General features: G+C 63.8%; 12 protein-coding genes. 8 read left to right on the top strand and 4 right to left on the bottom strand.

Annotation, left to right across the window (positions count from 1 at the left end):
• Window positions 1-84: 84 nt before the first annotated feature.
• From mfd to O3300_RS05370, 6 genes are all read left to right on the top strand, one after another.
• Window positions 85-3,528, top strand: coding sequence for a transcription-repair coupling factor (gene mfd / locus O3300_RS05345; protein ID WP_305052302.1), 3,444 nt, complete (start codon window positions 85-87; stop codon window positions 3,526-3,528).
• A 55-nt stretch (window positions 3,529-3,583) separates the two neighbouring features.
• Complete coding sequence (serB, locus tag O3300_RS05350) at window positions 3,584-4,426, top strand: phosphoserine phosphatase SerB (protein ID WP_289911456.1); 843 nt, start codon at window positions 3,584-3,586, stop codon at window positions 4,424-4,426.
• Between the two features lie 98 nt (window positions 4,427-4,524).
• Window positions 4,525-5,253 carry a hypothetical protein gene (locus O3300_RS05355; protein WP_305052303.1) on the top strand — a complete coding sequence of 243 codons (729 nt, stop codon included), beginning with the start codon at window positions 4,525-4,527 and terminating at the stop codon, window positions 5,251-5,253.
• Window positions 5,250-6,173, top strand: coding sequence for a TIGR04222 domain-containing membrane protein (locus tag O3300_RS05360; RefSeq protein ID WP_305052304.1), 924 nt, complete (start codon window positions 5,250-5,252; stop codon window positions 6,171-6,173). The genes O3300_RS05355 and O3300_RS05360 overlap by 4 nt, the downstream gene beginning before the upstream one ends.
• Complete coding sequence (locus O3300_RS05365; protein ID WP_305052305.1) at window positions 6,163-7,017, top strand: DUF692 family multinuclear iron-containing protein; 855 nt, start codon at window positions 6,163-6,165, stop codon at window positions 7,015-7,017. Before O3300_RS05360 ends, O3300_RS05365 begins: the two co-directional genes overlap by 11 nt.
• Window positions 7,014-7,280 (top strand): hypothetical protein, encoded by a 267-nt coding sequence (locus O3300_RS05370; RefSeq protein ID WP_305052306.1) that lies wholly within the window; start codon window positions 7,014-7,016, stop codon window positions 7,278-7,280. The genes O3300_RS05365 and O3300_RS05370 overlap by 4 nt, the downstream gene beginning before the upstream one ends.
• A 7-nt stretch (window positions 7,281-7,287) precedes the next feature.
• Here O3300_RS05370 and O3300_RS05375 read toward each other — a convergent pair whose 3' ends face one another.
• Complete coding sequence (locus O3300_RS05375) at window positions 7,288-9,177, bottom strand: serine hydrolase (RefSeq protein WP_305052307.1); 1,890 nt, start codon at window positions 9,175-9,177, stop codon at window positions 7,288-7,290.
• Between the two features lie 86 nt (window positions 9,178-9,263).
• Between O3300_RS05375 and O3300_RS05380 the strand changes: the two genes are divergently transcribed.
• Window positions 9,264-9,626, top strand: coding sequence for a hypothetical protein (locus O3300_RS05380; protein WP_289897546.1), 363 nt, complete (start codon window positions 9,264-9,266; stop codon window positions 9,624-9,626).
• 39 nt (window positions 9,627-9,665) lie between these two features.
• Here the strand turns inward: O3300_RS05380 and O3300_RS05385 are convergent, their stop codons facing one another.
• Complete coding sequence (locus O3300_RS05385) at window positions 9,666-10,832, bottom strand: cystathionine beta-lyase (protein WP_305052308.1); 1,167 nt, start codon at window positions 10,830-10,832, stop codon at window positions 9,666-9,668.
• A gap of 209 nt (window positions 10,833-11,041) precedes the next feature.
• On the bottom strand, window positions 11,042-12,397 hold the full coding sequence (rimO, locus tag O3300_RS05390; RefSeq protein WP_251349207.1) for a 30S ribosomal protein S12 methylthiotransferase RimO: 1,356 nt from the start codon (window positions 12,395-12,397) through the stop codon (window positions 11,042-11,044).
• Between the two features lie 307 nt (window positions 12,398-12,704).
• Here rimO and O3300_RS05395 point away from each other — a divergent pair, with 307 nt between their 5' ends.
• Window positions 12,705-14,300, top strand: a complete 1,596-nt coding sequence (locus O3300_RS05395; protein ID WP_305052309.1) for a hypothetical protein — start codon at window positions 12,705-12,707, stop codon at window positions 14,298-14,300.
• A 91-nt stretch (window positions 14,301-14,391) separates the two neighbouring features.
• Here O3300_RS05395 and phaR read toward each other — a convergent pair whose 3' ends face one another.
• On the bottom strand, window positions 14,392-14,955 hold the full coding sequence (gene phaR / locus O3300_RS05400; protein WP_010399000.1) for a polyhydroxyalkanoate synthesis repressor PhaR: 564 nt from the start codon (window positions 14,953-14,955) through the stop codon (window positions 14,392-14,394).
• Window positions 14,956-15,017: the final 62 nt, after the last annotated feature.

Here is a 15,017-nt window from a genome sequence, read left to right on the forward strand (position 1 = left end):
CGCCTGTCAGCGCCGTCACTGGCGGCGCTGCGCGCACCACAGCTGTCCCACTCAACTGCCTCTGCCACTAGTGTCATCGCCTGCATGTCCTTAGACTTAACAAAAGCCCTCCCCAAGCCCGGCAACCGCTACGCGCTGCCCGCCCTGTATGGTTCATCCGACGCCTATGCCCTGGCGCTGGCCGCGCTGGAATTAAAAGCGCGGGGCCAGATGCTGGCCGTGGTGGTGGCGCAGGCCAGCGACGGCCAGCGCCTGCTCGATGAAATCCCGTGGTTTGGCGGCAAGGAACTGCGCTGCCACCTGCTGCCGGACTGGGAAACCCTGCCCTACGACGCCTTTTCGCCGCACCAGGACCTGGTCTCCGAGCGCCTGGCCACCCTGCACGAAATCCAGACGCGCCAGTGCGACGTGCTGATCGTGCCGGCCACCACGGCGCTGGTGCGCCTGGCGCCGCCATCCTTCCTGGCCGCCTACACCTTCTTCTTCAAGAAGGGCGAAAAGCTCGACGAAGCGCGATTGAAGTCGCAGCTGACCCTGGCCGGCTACAGCCATGTGTCGCAAGTGATGTCGCCCGGCGAATACTCGGTGCGCGGCGGCCTGCTCGACCTGTTCCCCATGGGTTCCGCCCTGCCCTACCGCCTCGACCTGTTCGGCGACACCATCGAAACCATCCGCACGTTTGACGCCGACACCCAGCGCTCGCTGTACCCCGTGCACGAGGTACGCTTGCTGCCGGGGCGCGAATTCCCCATGGATGAAGCGGCGCGCACCACCTTCCGCAACCGCTGGCGCGAACAATTCGAGGGCGACCCATCGCGCTCGGTCGTCTACAAGGACATCAGCAGCGGCATCGCCTCGGCCGGCATCGAATACTATCTGCCCCTGTTCTTCGAACAGACGGCCACCCTGTTCGACTACCTGCCGCCCGACGCCTCGCTGGCCCTGGTGGGCGAAATCGACTCTGCCATCGGCCGCTTCTGGACCGATACGCAGTCGCGCTACCGCTTCTTAAAAGCCGACCGCGAACGGCCGATCCTGCCGCCCGAATCGCTGTTCCTGTCCGACGAGCAGTTCTTCGGCCTGGCCAAGCCGTATCCGCGCCTGGCGATCGCCAAATCGAACGATGCGCTGGCGTCCGAACTGTCGGCCCCCGTGCCGAACATCGCCGTCAACCGCCGCGCCGACGACCCGCTGGCGAACCTGCGCAGCTATTTGCTGCAAGCGGGCCGCCGCGTGATGATCTGCGCCGAATCGAACGGCCGCCGCGAAACCCTGCAGCAGTACTTCACCGAATACGACCTGCACCTGACGCCCGTGGAAGGCAGCGACGGCTTCCTGCAGTCCGACGCCAAGCTGATGCTGGGCGTGGCGCCGCTGCATGCGGGCTTCGAACTGTTTACGCCGGAAGGTCATTTATCCTTCATCACGGAGACGGAGCTGTATGCCGGTTCCGGCCGCCGCGTCGGCACCAAGAAACAGGAAGGCGTGACGCAGGTCGAATCGATGGTGCGCGACCTGTCGGAGCTGAAGATCGGCGACCCCGTCGTGCACATCAACCACGGCATCGGGCGCTACATGGGCCTGACCAGCATGGACCTGGGCGAAGGCGAGACGGAATTTCTGCACCTCGAATACGCGAAGGACACCAAGCTGTACGTGCCCGTGTCGCAGCTGCACGTCATTTCCCGCTATTCGGGCGCCTCGCCGGAAGACGCGCCCTTGCACTCGCTCGGTTCGGGCCAGTGGGAAAAGGCGAAAAAACGCGCGGCCGAACAGGTGCGCGACACGGCCGCCGAGCTGCTCAACCTGTATGCGCGCCGCGCGCTGCGCCAGGGCCATTCGTTCGAATTCTCGTCGCACGACTACCAGCGCTTCGCCGACAGCTTCGGCTTCGACGAAACGCCGGACCAGGCCGAAGCCATCCACAACGTCATCAAGGACATGACCTCCGGCAAACCGATGGACCGCCTCGTGTGCGGCGACGTCGGCTTCGGCAAGACGGAAGTGGCGCTGCGCGCCGCCTTCATCGCCGTCATGGGCGGCAAGCAGGTGGCCATCCTGGCGCCCACCACCCTGCTGGCGGAGCAGCACGCGCAAACCTTCGCCGACCGCTTCGCCGACTGGCCCGTGCGCATCGCGGAATTGTCGCGCTTCCGCAGCGGCAAGGAGATCACGCAAGCGTTCAAGGGCATGGCCGACGGCACCATCGACATCGTCATCGGCACGCACAAGCTGCTGTCCGACGACGTGAAGTTTACCCGTTTGGGCCTGGTCATCATTGACGAAGAACACAGGTTCGGCGTGCGCCAGAAGGAAGCCTTGAAAGCCCTGCGCGCGGAAGTGGACGTGCTGACCCTGACGGCCACGCCGATCCCGCGCACCTTGGGCATGGCGCTGGAAGGCTTGCGCGACTTTTCCATCATCGCCACGGCGCCGCAAAAGCGCCTGGCCATCAAGACGTTCGTGCGCAGCGAAGGCGAAGCCATCATCCGCGAAGCGTGTTTGCGCGAACTCAAACGGGGCGGCCAGATCTACTTCCTGCACAACGAGGTGGAAACCATCCAGAACCGCCTGGCCATGCTGACGGAATTGCTGCCCGAGGCGCGCATCGCCGTGGCGCACGGCCAGATGCACGAGCGCGACCTGGAGAAAGTCATGCGCGACTTCGTCGCCCAACGTTTCAACATCCTGCTGTGCACGACGATCATCGAGACGGGCATCGACGTGCCGACGGCGAACACCATCATCATGCACCGCGCCGACAAGTTCGGCCTGGCGCAGCTGCACCAGCTGCGCGGCCGGGTCGGCCGTTCGCACCACCAGGCCTACGCCTACCTGCTGGTGCACGACGTGCAGGGCCTGACCAAGCTGGCGCAGCGCCGCCTGGACGCCATCCAGCAGATGGAAGAACTGGGCAGCGGCTTTTACCTGGCCATGCACGACCTGGAAATCCGCGGCGCCGGCGAAGTGCTGGGCGAAAGCCAGTCCGGCGAGATGACGGAAATCGGCTTCCAGCTGTATTCGGACATGCTGAACGAAGCCGTGCGCTCGCTGAAAGCGGGCAAGGAGCCGGATCTGGCCGCGCCGCTGGCGTCGACGACGGAGATCAACCTGCACGTGCCGGCCCTGCTGCCGGCCGACTTCTGCGGCGACGTGCACGAGCGCCTGTCGATTTACAAGCGCCTGGCCAACTGCGCCACGCAGGACAAGATCGACGATATCCAGGAAGAGCTGATCGACCGCTTCGGCAAGCTGCCCGACGCCGTCAAGGCCCTGGTCGAGACGCACCGCCTGCGCATCGCGGCGAAAACCGTGGGCATCGTCAAGATCGACGTGCATGGCGAGGCGGCCACCCTGCAATTCATGGCCAAGCCGCCCATCGACCCGATGCGCATCATCGACTTGATCCAGAAGAACCGCCATATCAAGCTGCATGGCCAGGACAAGCTGAAAATCACGGCCGCCATGCCGGACCTGGCCGCGCGCGTGACGCAGATCAAGACCACCATCAAGCAATTGACGGTTTAGACTATTCCTATCATTTATGCAGGGCTGACCCATGACCAATACCAAGACCATCACCATGAATCTGATCCTGCAGGGCCTGGACGGCGATAGCGCCCGCCTCGAGCGCATCGCCGCGCTGGCCGCGCCCACGTCCATCACGCGCCTGGGTCCGAACGCCGTGCGCTGCGAACAGATCGCCTATTCGCCCGCGCTGCGTCCCACCATCGAAGTGGCGGCCCAGGCGGCGCAGCTGGACGCCACCTACATGATGGGCCAGCGCGAGCTCGGCGAATTCAAGCTCGTGGCGATGGACATGGATTCGACCCTGATCACCATCGAGTGCATCGATGAAATCGCCGACATGCAGGGTCTCAAACCGCAGGTGGCGGCCATCACGGAAGCGGCCATGCGGGGCGAACTCGATTTCAGCTCCAGCCTGAAACAGCGCGTGGCCCTGCTCGAGGGTCTCGACGCGTCGGCCCTGCAGCGCGTCTACGATGAACGCTTAAAACTGTCGCCGGGCGCGGAAGCCATGCTGGCGGCCGTGCAGAAGGCGGGCCTGAAAACCCTGCTGGTCTCGGGCGGCTTCACCTTCTTCACCGAACGCCTGAAAGAGCGCCTGGGCCTCGATTACACGCATGCGAACGAACTGGAAATCGTCGACGGCAAGCTGACGGGCAAGGTGTTAGGCGGCATCGTCGACGCCGAGGAAAAGCAGCGCACGGTGGAACGCGTGTGCGCGGAGCTGGGCATTTCCCCGTCCGAGGCCATCGTCATGGGCGACGGCGCCAACGACTTGAAAATGATGGGCATCGCCGGCCTGTCCGTGGCCTTCCGCGCCAAGCCCGTGGTGCGCTCGCAGGCGGACGTGGCGCTGAACTTCGTGGGTCTCGATGGCTTGCTCAACGTATTGACCTGAGTCGGCGCCATCTGGCGGACGGTGCGCGCACGATGGCATAAGTTTGCTATATTGCAAACTTATGCGCATCCTGCCAACCCATCGTGAAAGAACACCGCATGCCGCCACCGTTGCCAGAAGAGATACAACGCCACCTGGATGTGTTTGTCGCCGCCGCGCAAAACACCTTTGGTGACGACCTTGCCGCCGCCGTGCTGTTTGGCTCGGCCGCCGATGGCCAGGTGCGCGCCACCTCCGACGTCAACCTGCTGTTGCTGCTCAAGCGCTTTATGCCGCAGGCGGCCGATGCGCTGCGCGGGCCCTTGCGCCTGGCGCACGCCGCCATCGATTTGCAGGTGATGTTCCTGCTCGAGGGCGAATTGACGCAGGCCGCCGACGCCTTCGCCGTCAAGTTCGCCGACATCATCGCGCGCCACCAGGTGCTGCATGGCGCCGACCCTTTCGCCAGCCTGCGCACGAACCGCGACGCCGTGCTGCGGCGCTTGCGGCAAGTGCTGCTGAACCAGCAGGTGCGCATGCGCGAACGGTATCTGCTGGTGAGCCTGAATGAAGAACAGCTGGCCGGCGCCATCGCCGACGCAGCCGGCCCCCTGCGCTCGGCCGCGGCATCGCTGGCGCAGCTGGAGGGCAAGTCCGGGCTGTCCGGCAAGCAGGCGCTCGAAGCGTTTGTCGACCAGCTGGGCGAGCCTGCCCTGCACGCGGCCCTGCAAGCCATGTCGGCGGCGCGCGAAACGGCGCGCCTGGCGCCGGGGCAGGCCTTGCCCGCCTTCACAAGCCTGATGACGATTACCGAACACTTGCGCGAACACGCGGAGCAGATGCGGTGAACGGCGCCAATCCGTTCGACTGGAGCGGGCCCTGGTTCCTGCTCGCCTACCTGGTCTTTGGCACGTTCGTGTACTACCTCGCGCGCGAGCTGCTGATACGCATGGAATTGCGCAATCCGCACGCCCAGCTGTCGCTGGCCGATGACCCCTACCGCATCGCCTTCCTGCGCGGCGGCGCCCTCGAAGCCGTGAAAGTCGCCGCCGTCGTGCTGGTCGACCGCGGCTTGCTGCGCGCCGACGGCCCGCTGCTGGAAACGGCCAGCGCCGACAGCCTGCGCTTCGCCAGCCATGACATCGAACGCGACGTGCTGCAGCTGTACCTGGGCCGCCAGGGCCACAGCAAGGAACTGGCCGTGCAAGCCGAGATGCTGCCGTCGTGCCGCGCCTACCTGGAAACCTTGACGCAGCAGCAATTGCTGGTCGGCCCGCCGCTGCTGCGCCGGCGCGAGCGCATCACCTGGACGGCGCACTGGCTGCTGCTGACGGTGGCCGCCGTCAAGGCCGTCATCGCCATCAGCCGCCAGCACTACAACCTGCTGTTCCTGGCACTGCTGCTGGCGATATTCCTGCTCATGCTGCGCGGCTTGCGCACCCAGGCGACCAACTGGAGCGCGCAGCGGCTGCTGACCGACCTGCGCATGCTGTTTGGCCGGCTGAACATGCGTTCATCGCGCCTGCAGGCGGGCAGCAGCAGCGCCGACATGGCCCTGCTGGCGGCCATCTTCGGCCTCGGCGCCCTGCCGCCGTCGGTGTACGCGTATGTCACCCAGCTGTACCCGGTGCCGCGGCAAAACGGCGGCGGCGATTCCTCGTCCGGCAGCTCGGGCGACTCCGGCGGCGGCTCGTCGGGCGGCGGCGACGGTTCTTCCTGCGGCAGCGGCTGTGGCGGTTGCGGCGGTGGCGGCGGCTGTGGCAGCTAGCCAGGGGAGCGCGCGCGACCGCGTCGGCCTGGGCTGGCGCGGCGAACTGGCAGCCGGCATCCTGTCCAACCTGGCGCACATCGACGTGCTGGAAGTAATCGCCGACGACTATTACCACGCCGCGCGCGCCGGCATCGCCGCCTTGCGCAGCCTGGCGCGCCAGGTGCCCGTCAGCCTGCACGGTGTGGGCATGGGCTTGGCGTCGACGATTCCCGCCGACCCGCGCCGCCTGCATGCGATGGCGCGCCTGATGAAGGAAGTGCAAGCGGAATCGTGGTCCGAGCACCTGAGTTTCGTGCGCGCCGGCGGCGTGGAAATCGGCCACCTGGCGGCGCCGCCGCGCACGCCGCACAGCGCCGCCGGCGCCATCGCCAATATCGCGCTGGCCACGCGCATCGTCGGCAGCGCGCCGCTGATGGAAAACATCGCCACCCTGGTCCAGCCGCCCGCCAGCACGCTGGACGAAGCCGGGTGGCTGACGCACATCCTTGACGGCGCGCAAGTGCCGCTGCTGCTGGACCTGCATAATCTGTATGCGAACGCCGTCAATTTCGGGCATGACCCGGAGCAACTGCTGCTGCGCCTGCCCCTGAACAGGGTCGGCGCCGTGCACCTGAGCGGCGGCCACTGGATCGACGCGCCTGGCGGCGGCCAGCGCCTGCTGGACGACCATCTGCACGACGTGCCTCCCGCCGTCTTCGCCCTGTTGACCGTGCTGGCGCGCCAGGCGCCGCAGCCCTTGACGGTGATCGTCGAACGCGACGGCAATTACCCGTCGTTCGAGCATGTGCTGGACCAGCTGGAGCTGGCGCGCGCGGCCTTGCGCGCGGGGCGAAACGCATGAGTTCCCCCGCACTGGAAACCTATCTGGCGAGGCTGTACACGGACGACGCCCTGCGTGCCGCCTTCCTGCGCGAACCCCGTGCGCAAGCGTTACAGCATGGCTTGTCGCCGCAGGAAGCGGACGCGATGGCGGCGATGGACCGCATCGGCCTGCAGATGGCGGCCGCCAGCTATCGCGCCAAGCGGGCCGGGCGCGCCGGCCATGGCAGCCAGCCCAGGCCAGCGCAACGCTGGTGGCGCCGGCTGCTGCACGCCTGGCGCTGAGCGCCGGCTACAGGTGCCACAGGCGCAGCGGCAGCAATCCCCACCAGGCCAGCACCAGCAGCAGTTGCAAGGCCGCCAGCAAGGCCACCCAATCCCATTTTGCCCACGAACCCGCCTCGGCCGCCGTGCCGCGGCTGCGCCAGCAGCGCGCCAGGCCGAACGCCGTCGCCAGCGGCAGCGCGCCCGTCGTCAGCGCCAGCAGCACGCTGGCGATGGTGACGTCGCCCAAGCGCAGGTAGGACTGGAAATAGAAGAACGGCAGCGGCAAGAGCAGCGCCAGCAGCGACAGCAAGGGCGCGAACAGGTGGTCGCCCCGCCCCAGGCTGCGCAGCGCGGCGCGCCAGACGCCCACCACCAGCACGTACAGCATCCCCGCCGCGCCCAGGGCCAGGCTGCCCCACAGCACCAGCATGCGCAGCATCGACGCGCGCTCATAGCTGCGCAAGCCGTCGCTGAGCACATGCTTGCCATCCTCCTGCATCAGCACGTGCGACGGCGTGCTGCGGTCGCTGGCGCGGAACAGCAAGCCGCCCACCGGTTCCAGCTCCTTCGGCTCGCCCTGGAACGGGATCAGGAACAGCGATTCGCCATCCCATTTCACACGCGTAAAGCCGAAGACGGCATCGACCCAGGCCATGCTGGCCATGGGGCTGGGCGACGGCAGGTAGACGCCCTGCCAGTTTTCCACCGTGGGCGCGGGCGTGCCGCGCGGTGCCGGGGCGCGCAACGGCAGTTCCAGGTCGCGCAGCAGCAGGCGGTTGAAGCGTTCATAGTCGACCTGCTCCGCATCCGTATTGAAGGCAACAAAAAAGGCGCTGTCCTGCTCCGGATACAGGCACAGCATGGCGCGGAAACCCACGGCCGTGCCAGGGTGGCAGGCGCCCACCACGTTGTGGCGGTCGCGCACGGCCAGCGCCAGGCCGTGGCCCGTCGCCAGGCCCGCCTGCGCCGCATCCGTGCCGGCCGGCTCGGACAAGGCGCCCATCAGCGCCAGGTCGATGAAGCGCTTGCCCTGCAGCTTGCCGTCGCCCATCAGGAATTGCGCCAGCTTGCCCATGTCGGCCGCCGTGGTGGTAAATTGCGCGGCCGGACGCAAATACTGGGGCACGGCCGGCTGCGCCACGCCATGCTCGAAGTAGCCCATGGCCAGGCGCGGATCAGCCTGCGTACTCATTTGCGTACTCATTTGCGTGCTCACTTGCGTAACAAAGGCGAACGTGCTGTCCGCCATGCCCAGCGGCTGCAGCAGCTGCGCGTCGAGATAGCGCTCATACGGCTGGCCCGTGATTTTCTCGATCACCATGCCCAGCAAGCCATAGCCCATGTTCGAATATGCATAGCGGCTGCCGGGCCGGGCGCGCACGCGCAGCAGGTTGCGGTCGCCGTCAAAAGCGTCGGCCAGCGGCGTCGGCGCCGCCGGGTTCAGGCTGAACGCCTGCCAGAAGCGCACATTGTCGAGGCCGGACGTATGCGCCAGCAAGTGGCGGATGCGCACGGGGTCGCTTGCTTGCCAAGGGTTTTTCAGCGCCAGTTCCGGCAGCACCTGCTGCAGGGGCGTGTCGAGCGTGAGCCGGTCTTCGCTGACCAGGCGCAAGACGCCCAGCGCCAGCGCCACCTTGCCCACGGAACCCACCTGCATGCGCGTGTCCGCCTGCATGGGCAGGCGCCTGGCGGTATCGCGCAGGCCGGACGCGCCGACTTTGACTGTTCCGTCAGGCAAGACTTCGCTCCAGACGGCGCCCGCCAGGCCCTCGTCCTTCAAGCCGGCGGCAAACTCCGCCTCCAGCGGGGCGCCGGCGGCATGGGCCGCCGAGGCGTACAGCAGCAAGGCCGGCAAAGCCTGGCGCAGCCATGACCTGGCGCGCGCGGCCAGGGTGGGATAGCGATTTCGTTTCAACAATGTATTCTGCCTTTTTCCATGGACTGCGCTCCTGCGCCGCTTTGCTTGTTACAATTAAAAATTGAGCAACGACGGGAGCCTTCATGTCACAAGATATTATTTTGGATACCCAACTCCAGCAGACCAAGAACCTGGCCTGGTGGTTGTACCTGATACATGGCGCCAGCTTCGTGTTTTCGCTGGGCGCGTTTTCCTTCATTCCGCTCATCATCAATTATGTGAAGCGGGACGAGGCGGCCGGGACCTTCGTGTACAGCCATCACAGCTGGATGATCCGTTCCTTCTGGTGGTACGTGGCCTGGATCGTCGTCGGCGCCATCCTGTGGATCACGCTGATCGGCATCCCGCTGGCCTTCCTCGTGTGGGGCGTGGCCTGGCTGTGGAAAGCCTACCGCTTGCTGCGCGGCTTCCTCGACTTGAACAACAACAAGCCCGTGCCCCTGTAAATTACTTCTGGGCAAGCCATCGTGCTTGCCCGCTTGCCGCTACATCGCCGCGAACGCCCGTTCGATATCGGCGATCAGATCCTGCGGATCTTCCAGTCCCACGTTCAGACGCACCAGCTGGCCCGGCAATTGCCAGCCCTTGCGCATGGCGGCGATGCGGTACGGCATCACCAGGCTGTTCGCGCCACCCCAGCTGTAGCCAATCTTGAACAACTGCAAGGCATCGACGAAGCGGTCCGTCTGCGCCTCCGTGTAGCGGGCATCGAACAGCACGGAAAACAGGCCGCCCGCACCTATGAAATCGCGCTGCCAGATGGCGTGGCCCGGACAATCTTCAAAGGCCGGATGCAGCACAGTGGAGATCTCGCTGCGCCCCTTGAGCCAGGCGGCCACCGTGCGCGCGCCCTGGTCGTGGGCGTCGAAGCGCAATTTCATCGTGGGCAAGCCGCGCAGCACCAGGTAGGCGTCGTCCGCCCCCACGCCCATGCCCAGACGCATGTGCGCCTGCGCCAGGCGGTCGTGCAGGGCCCGCTCGCGCGTGATCAGGGCGCCCATCAGCACGTCCGAGCCGCCCGACTGGTATTTCGTCAGCGCCTGCATGATGATGTCCACGCCCAGGTCAAAGCCGCGCAAGGCCAGGCCCGCCGACCAGGTGTTGTCCAGGGCGACGAGCACGCCGCGCGCATGGGCGGCCGCGCAAATGGCAGGCAAGTCCGGCACTTCCATCGTCACGGAGCCTGGCGCTTCCGTCCAGATCAGCTTGGTATTGTGCTGGATCAAGCCCGCGATGCCGGCGCCGATGAGCGGATCGTAATAGCGGGCCGTGATGCCGAAATCCTGCGCCAGCCAGCGTCCCAGTTCGCGGTTCGGGTTGTAGATGTTTTCCGGCAATAAAACGTCATCGCCCGTTTTCAGCAGGGCAAAGTCCGCCATGGCGATGGCCGCCAGGCCCGACGGCGCCAGCAGGCAGTATTTGCCCCCTTCGATCTCGGCCAGGCGCGCTTCCAGGGTGAAGGTGGTGGGCGTGCCGTGCAAGCCGTAAGTGTAGGCGTTCTTTTCTTTCCAGTCGCCCGAGCGCATGGCCGCCACGTCCTTGAACAGCACGGTCGAAGCATGATGGATGGCGTTGGGAAACGCGGCAAAGCCTTGCGGCGCCTGGTAATCGCTGTGGATCAGCGCCGTCTGGGGGGATTTGGGTGTGGTCATGGCGTCGTCGGCAAATAAAAAGGCGGGCCAGCAATTACTGGTCCGCCTTGATTGTAAGGGCTTTACGCCCTGTACGCCGTACGTATGACAGAGTGTTACACCTTGTCAAATATCATCTTCACCGCGTAAAAACGTTCAGGCCAAGGCGCGCTGCCGCAGGCAATACCTTGCTGTACGGCAAGGCAGCGCAACGCCGGCATGGACGTTTTTTACTCGGCGGCGCCCCACAGGTCGTGCGCGTCGGCCGAGGTGATGGTCACATCGACGAATTGGCCGACGGCCAGCTTGCGGTGCGGTTCGAATGGCGGCTTCACATACACGACGCCGTCGATTTCCGGCGCGTCGGCGGACGAGCGGCCCACGCCGCCGGAGCGGGTGACTTCATCGATCAGCACGCGCACGGTCTTGCCGACCTTGGCTTGCAGGCGTTTCTTGGAAATTTCTTCCTGCAGCAGCATGACGCGGCCGCGGCGCTCTTCGCGCAGCTCTTCCGGCACGGGATTGTCGATGGCGTTGGCGGTTGCACCTTCGACAGGCGAATACGCGAAGCAGCCGAGGCGGTCGATCTGCGCTTCCTTGAGGAAGTCGAGCAGGTATTCGAATTCCGCTTCCGTTTCGCCAGGGAAACCGGCGATGAAGGTCGAGCGGATGGTCAGGTCCGGGTTGATGGCGCGCCAGGCCTGGATGCGGTCCAGGTTTTTCTCGCCGCTGGCCGGACGCTTCATGCGTTTGAGTACGTCAGGGTGCGCATGCTGCATCGGAATGTCGAGATACGGCAGGATGTGGCCGCCGCTCATCATCGGGATGATCTGGTCCACGTGCGGGTATGGATACACATAGTGCAAGCGCACCCAGGCGCCGTAGGACTTGGCCAGTTCGCCCAGCGCTTCCGTCAGTTGCGTCATGTGGGTCTTCACGGGACGGCCATTCCAGAAGCCGGAACGGAATTTCACGTCCACGCCATACGCCGAGGTGTCTTGCGAAATGACCAGCAATTCCTTGACGCCGGCCTTGAACAGGTTTTCCGCTTCGATCATCAGTTCGCCGATCGGGCGCGAGACGAGGTCGCCGCGCATCGACGGGATGATGCAGAAGCTGCAGCGGTGGTTGCAGCCTTCGGAAATTTTCAGGTAGGCGTAATGCTTCGGCGTCAGCTTGACGCCTTGCGGCGGCACCAGGTCGAGGAAAGGCGCATGCGGTTTCGGCAGGTGGAAGTGGACGGAATCCATCACTTCGGCCAGCGCGTGCGGGCCCGTGACGGACAGCACTTTCGGGTGCACCTTCATGATGATGTCGTCGCCGGCAGCATCTTTCTTAGCGCCCAGGCAGCCGGTCACGATGACTTTGCCGTTTTCAGCCAGCGCTTCGCCGATGGCGTCGAGCGACTCTTGCACGGCAGCATCGATAAAACCGCAGGTATTGACGATCACCAGATCGGCGCCAGCGTAGGATTTCGCCGTTTCGTAGCCTTCGGCGCGCAGTTGGGTCAGGATTTGTTCGGAGTCGACCAGCGCTTTCGGGCAGCCGAGCGAGACAAAGCCCACTTTCGGCGCCGCACCTGGCATGGCCAGCATGGCCTCGGGCTGGGCGGAAGGAACGGGAATACGGTGAATTTCAGACATAGTTGGCAGCTAGAAAATGGTGAGGCGAATCGGCTATTGTACCCCGAGCCGCCCCTTGCTGTCAGCGCTGAGTCCTTTTGCCGCCGTATCTGCAACGCTTCAATCGCAACTTTGTTCCGGCCACTGCCATCGGGTCAGTGCTTGAAGCAGGTTCCGCCACGCATCACCGGTATCAAGAAATTAAAAAATAATGCCACAAAGAAACTAATGACTGACATATAATTGTTTTTTAAAAAACTAAATGAGTCCCATGTCTTTTTCCATTTCCAATCTGAAAGCGCGGCGCCTGGCTGTCGCGGCTTGCGGTTTGAGCGCATTGCTGCTGAGCGGCTGCGCCGTCAACACCTCGGTGGTTGATCCACTGAAAATGCATGCACAATCGGGAGAAACCCCGGTGGCGGTCAGCATCACATCGAATACCAAAGATATTTACGGTTTCAATATGATCAAGTTACGCCGTGTCGTGTCGGGGGAGCAGCGCAGTGATTTCAAGCTGGTCTCCGAAAACCTGGTGATGAAAAAGGTCGAGAGCGCGATGGCAGGCGATACGTCCCTGTTCATTGGCGCCCTGCCGCCTGGAGAGTATGAGTTTGTCGAATTGATCGATACCCGTGCCAACAAGCTATTGCATGTGTACTCGACCATCGTGGGAAGCGTCAAGATCGAAGCGGGTAAATCGACGGATCTGGGCCGGCTGATTGTGACACGCGGCAATTTCGGCGTGCAATACGGCCGTAGCGCCCAGGTGACATCGAATGCGGAATTGATCCAGCGCTTTGCCCCCGGCTACAACGCCATGTTTGGCGCTGCTGCCGCTCCTGGCTGGAGCACGCCACGCCACGCCCAGGACGATGTCGAGCAATTTGCCCGCGCCCACCCGGCTGGGGCCGAGTGCACCACCGAAATGCCCGATGGCCGGGTGGCTGCCGCCAGCCGCATGGGTGCCGTCCTGATGCGCTCGACGCAAGGGCTATGGAGCATCCTCAATGCGCCATCGGTGGAGTCGCTGTCCTGCGTGTTTCCTGTCGACCTGCCCAATGCCGAGTTGATTGCGGTAGGCGAATCCGGTTCCCTGCTCCGCAAGGCGCGTGACAGTGAGCAGCTGTCGCCTGTCGATACAGGCAACCTGCCGCCCGGCAATCTGCTGCGCATCGGGGGCAACCCCAAGGTTGGCTGGTACGTGATGCATCGCAAGGGCGACGAGTTGAATATTTTCCATGCGCACCAGCTGGACGCTGGTGACTGGCGATCCGTGTACCACGCCACCTTGCCCGGATCCTGGCTACATGGCCCGGGCTTACTCTGGACGTGGCAAGACGCGGGCCGCATCGGCTATGCGCTGGAAAGCGGCTTGATCGGCGAACTCGATTACAGCACGGGCAAGTTGACCGAACGCTTTAGTCCGCACAAGAAAAACCTGATGCAATTTACCCATCAACCCAATGGGACGGAAAGCGTCCTGGTAGCGGCTGGCTTGGCAGGAAGATTTCCCGACGCCTATATTTCACGGGATCGCGGCCAGAACTGGAAAACGATCGTTTCGCCGTTCAAAGTCCTGATGTCGCCCGTGGCGCCGCTCAATGACGGCAAATTGCTGATGGAAGCTGGCATGTATAACGAGGGCGCACTGCTGGTCAGCAGCGACGATGGTCAAACCTGGGGGCCGTATGCAGCATATACATTGCGTCAGACGCCAATGATTTTCCCTTCCGGCCTGGCGCTCAATATCCAGGAAGACTTCAAGGGTCGCGTCAGCATTTACAGTTCCATGGACAATGCCAAAACATGGAAGCTCGAGCATTCAAACCAGGACCTGCTCTCCACGCTGCAACAACTGAAGCAATAGCAGTCAGCATCGGCAGCCGCCGGCATGACATCCGCAAAGCACAACGGCACAGGAGTTCCTGTGCCGTTGTGCGGCGCGCATCGGATGCGGCTTACTTTTTGTCCGTCGGCGGAACCGGCGGCACGAACGGGAACGTGCCGAACAGATTCTTGCTCTGGCTCTGCATCTGTTCCTGCATCTGCACGAACAGGCTCTTGCTCTGGTCGATGTAGTTGTTCATCATGCCTTGCATCATCGGGCCCTGGACGTTCATGAACTGGGTCCACATTTCCGGGCTGAAGGGCTTGCCTTCGAAACTGCCGGCCGACGTGCCCGTGAATTTGTGCTGGATATCGGTGAACGCTTGCACGTTCTTTTCCAGGTAGGATCCCATCATGCCCTGCATGGCGTGGCCATAGTAGCGGATGATCTGCGACAACACGCTGCTCGAGAACATGGGCGCGCCATTCGCTTCCTCTTCCAAAATGATTTGCAGCAAGATGCTGCGCGTCAAATCTTCATTGGATTTGGCATCGACGACGGTAAACACCTCATTGTCCAACACCAACTGCTTGACGTCCGTCAAGGTGATGTAGGAACTGGTTTGCGTGTCATACAGACGGCGGTTGGGATATTTTTTAATCAGGCGGTCTATACTTTTTTTTGCACTACTCATCACAAGTTCCACTTATTGCGCCGCAGCGCATACTGAGTTAATCCGAAAAAAAAGCGAACGTG

The organism is Janthinobacterium sp. SUN206 (assembly GCF_030587305.1).
Classification (GTDB): Bacteria; Pseudomonadota; Gammaproteobacteria; order Burkholderiales; family Burkholderiaceae_D; genus Janthinobacterium; species Janthinobacterium kumbetense.

Excerpts from the sequence above, each read along its gene's own strand:
- mfd (WP_305052302.1), top strand. The coding sequence starts at position 85 with ATGTCCTTAGACTTAACAAAAGCCCTCCCCAAGCCCGGCAACCGCTAC.
- serB (WP_289911456.1), top strand. The coding sequence starts at position 3,584 with ATGAATCTGATCCTGCAGGGCCTGGACGGCGATAGCGCCCGCCTCGAG.
- O3300_RS05355 (WP_305052303.1), top strand. The coding sequence starts at position 4,525 with ATGCCGCCACCGTTGCCAGAAGAGATACAACGCCACCTGGATGTGTTT.
- O3300_RS05370 (WP_305052306.1), top strand. The coding sequence starts at position 7,014 with ATGAGTTCCCCCGCACTGGAAACCTATCTGGCGAGGCTGTACACGGAC.
- O3300_RS05380 (WP_289897546.1), top strand. The coding sequence starts at position 9,264 with ATGTCACAAGATATTATTTTGGATACCCAACTCCAGCAGACCAAGAAC.
- O3300_RS05385 (WP_305052308.1), bottom strand. The coding sequence starts at position 10,832 with ATGACCACACCCAAATCCCCCCAGACGGCGCTGATCCACAGCGATTAC.
- rimO (WP_251349207.1), bottom strand. The coding sequence starts at position 12,397 with ATGCCAGGTGCGGCGCCGAAAGTGGGCTTTGTCTCGCTCGGCTGCCCG.
- O3300_RS05395 (WP_305052309.1), top strand. The coding sequence starts at position 12,705 with ATGTCTTTTTCCATTTCCAATCTGAAAGCGCGGCGCCTGGCTGTCGCG.
- phaR (WP_010399000.1), bottom strand. The coding sequence starts at position 14,955 with ATGAGTAGTGCAAAAAAAAGTATAGACCGCCTGATTAAAAAATATCCC.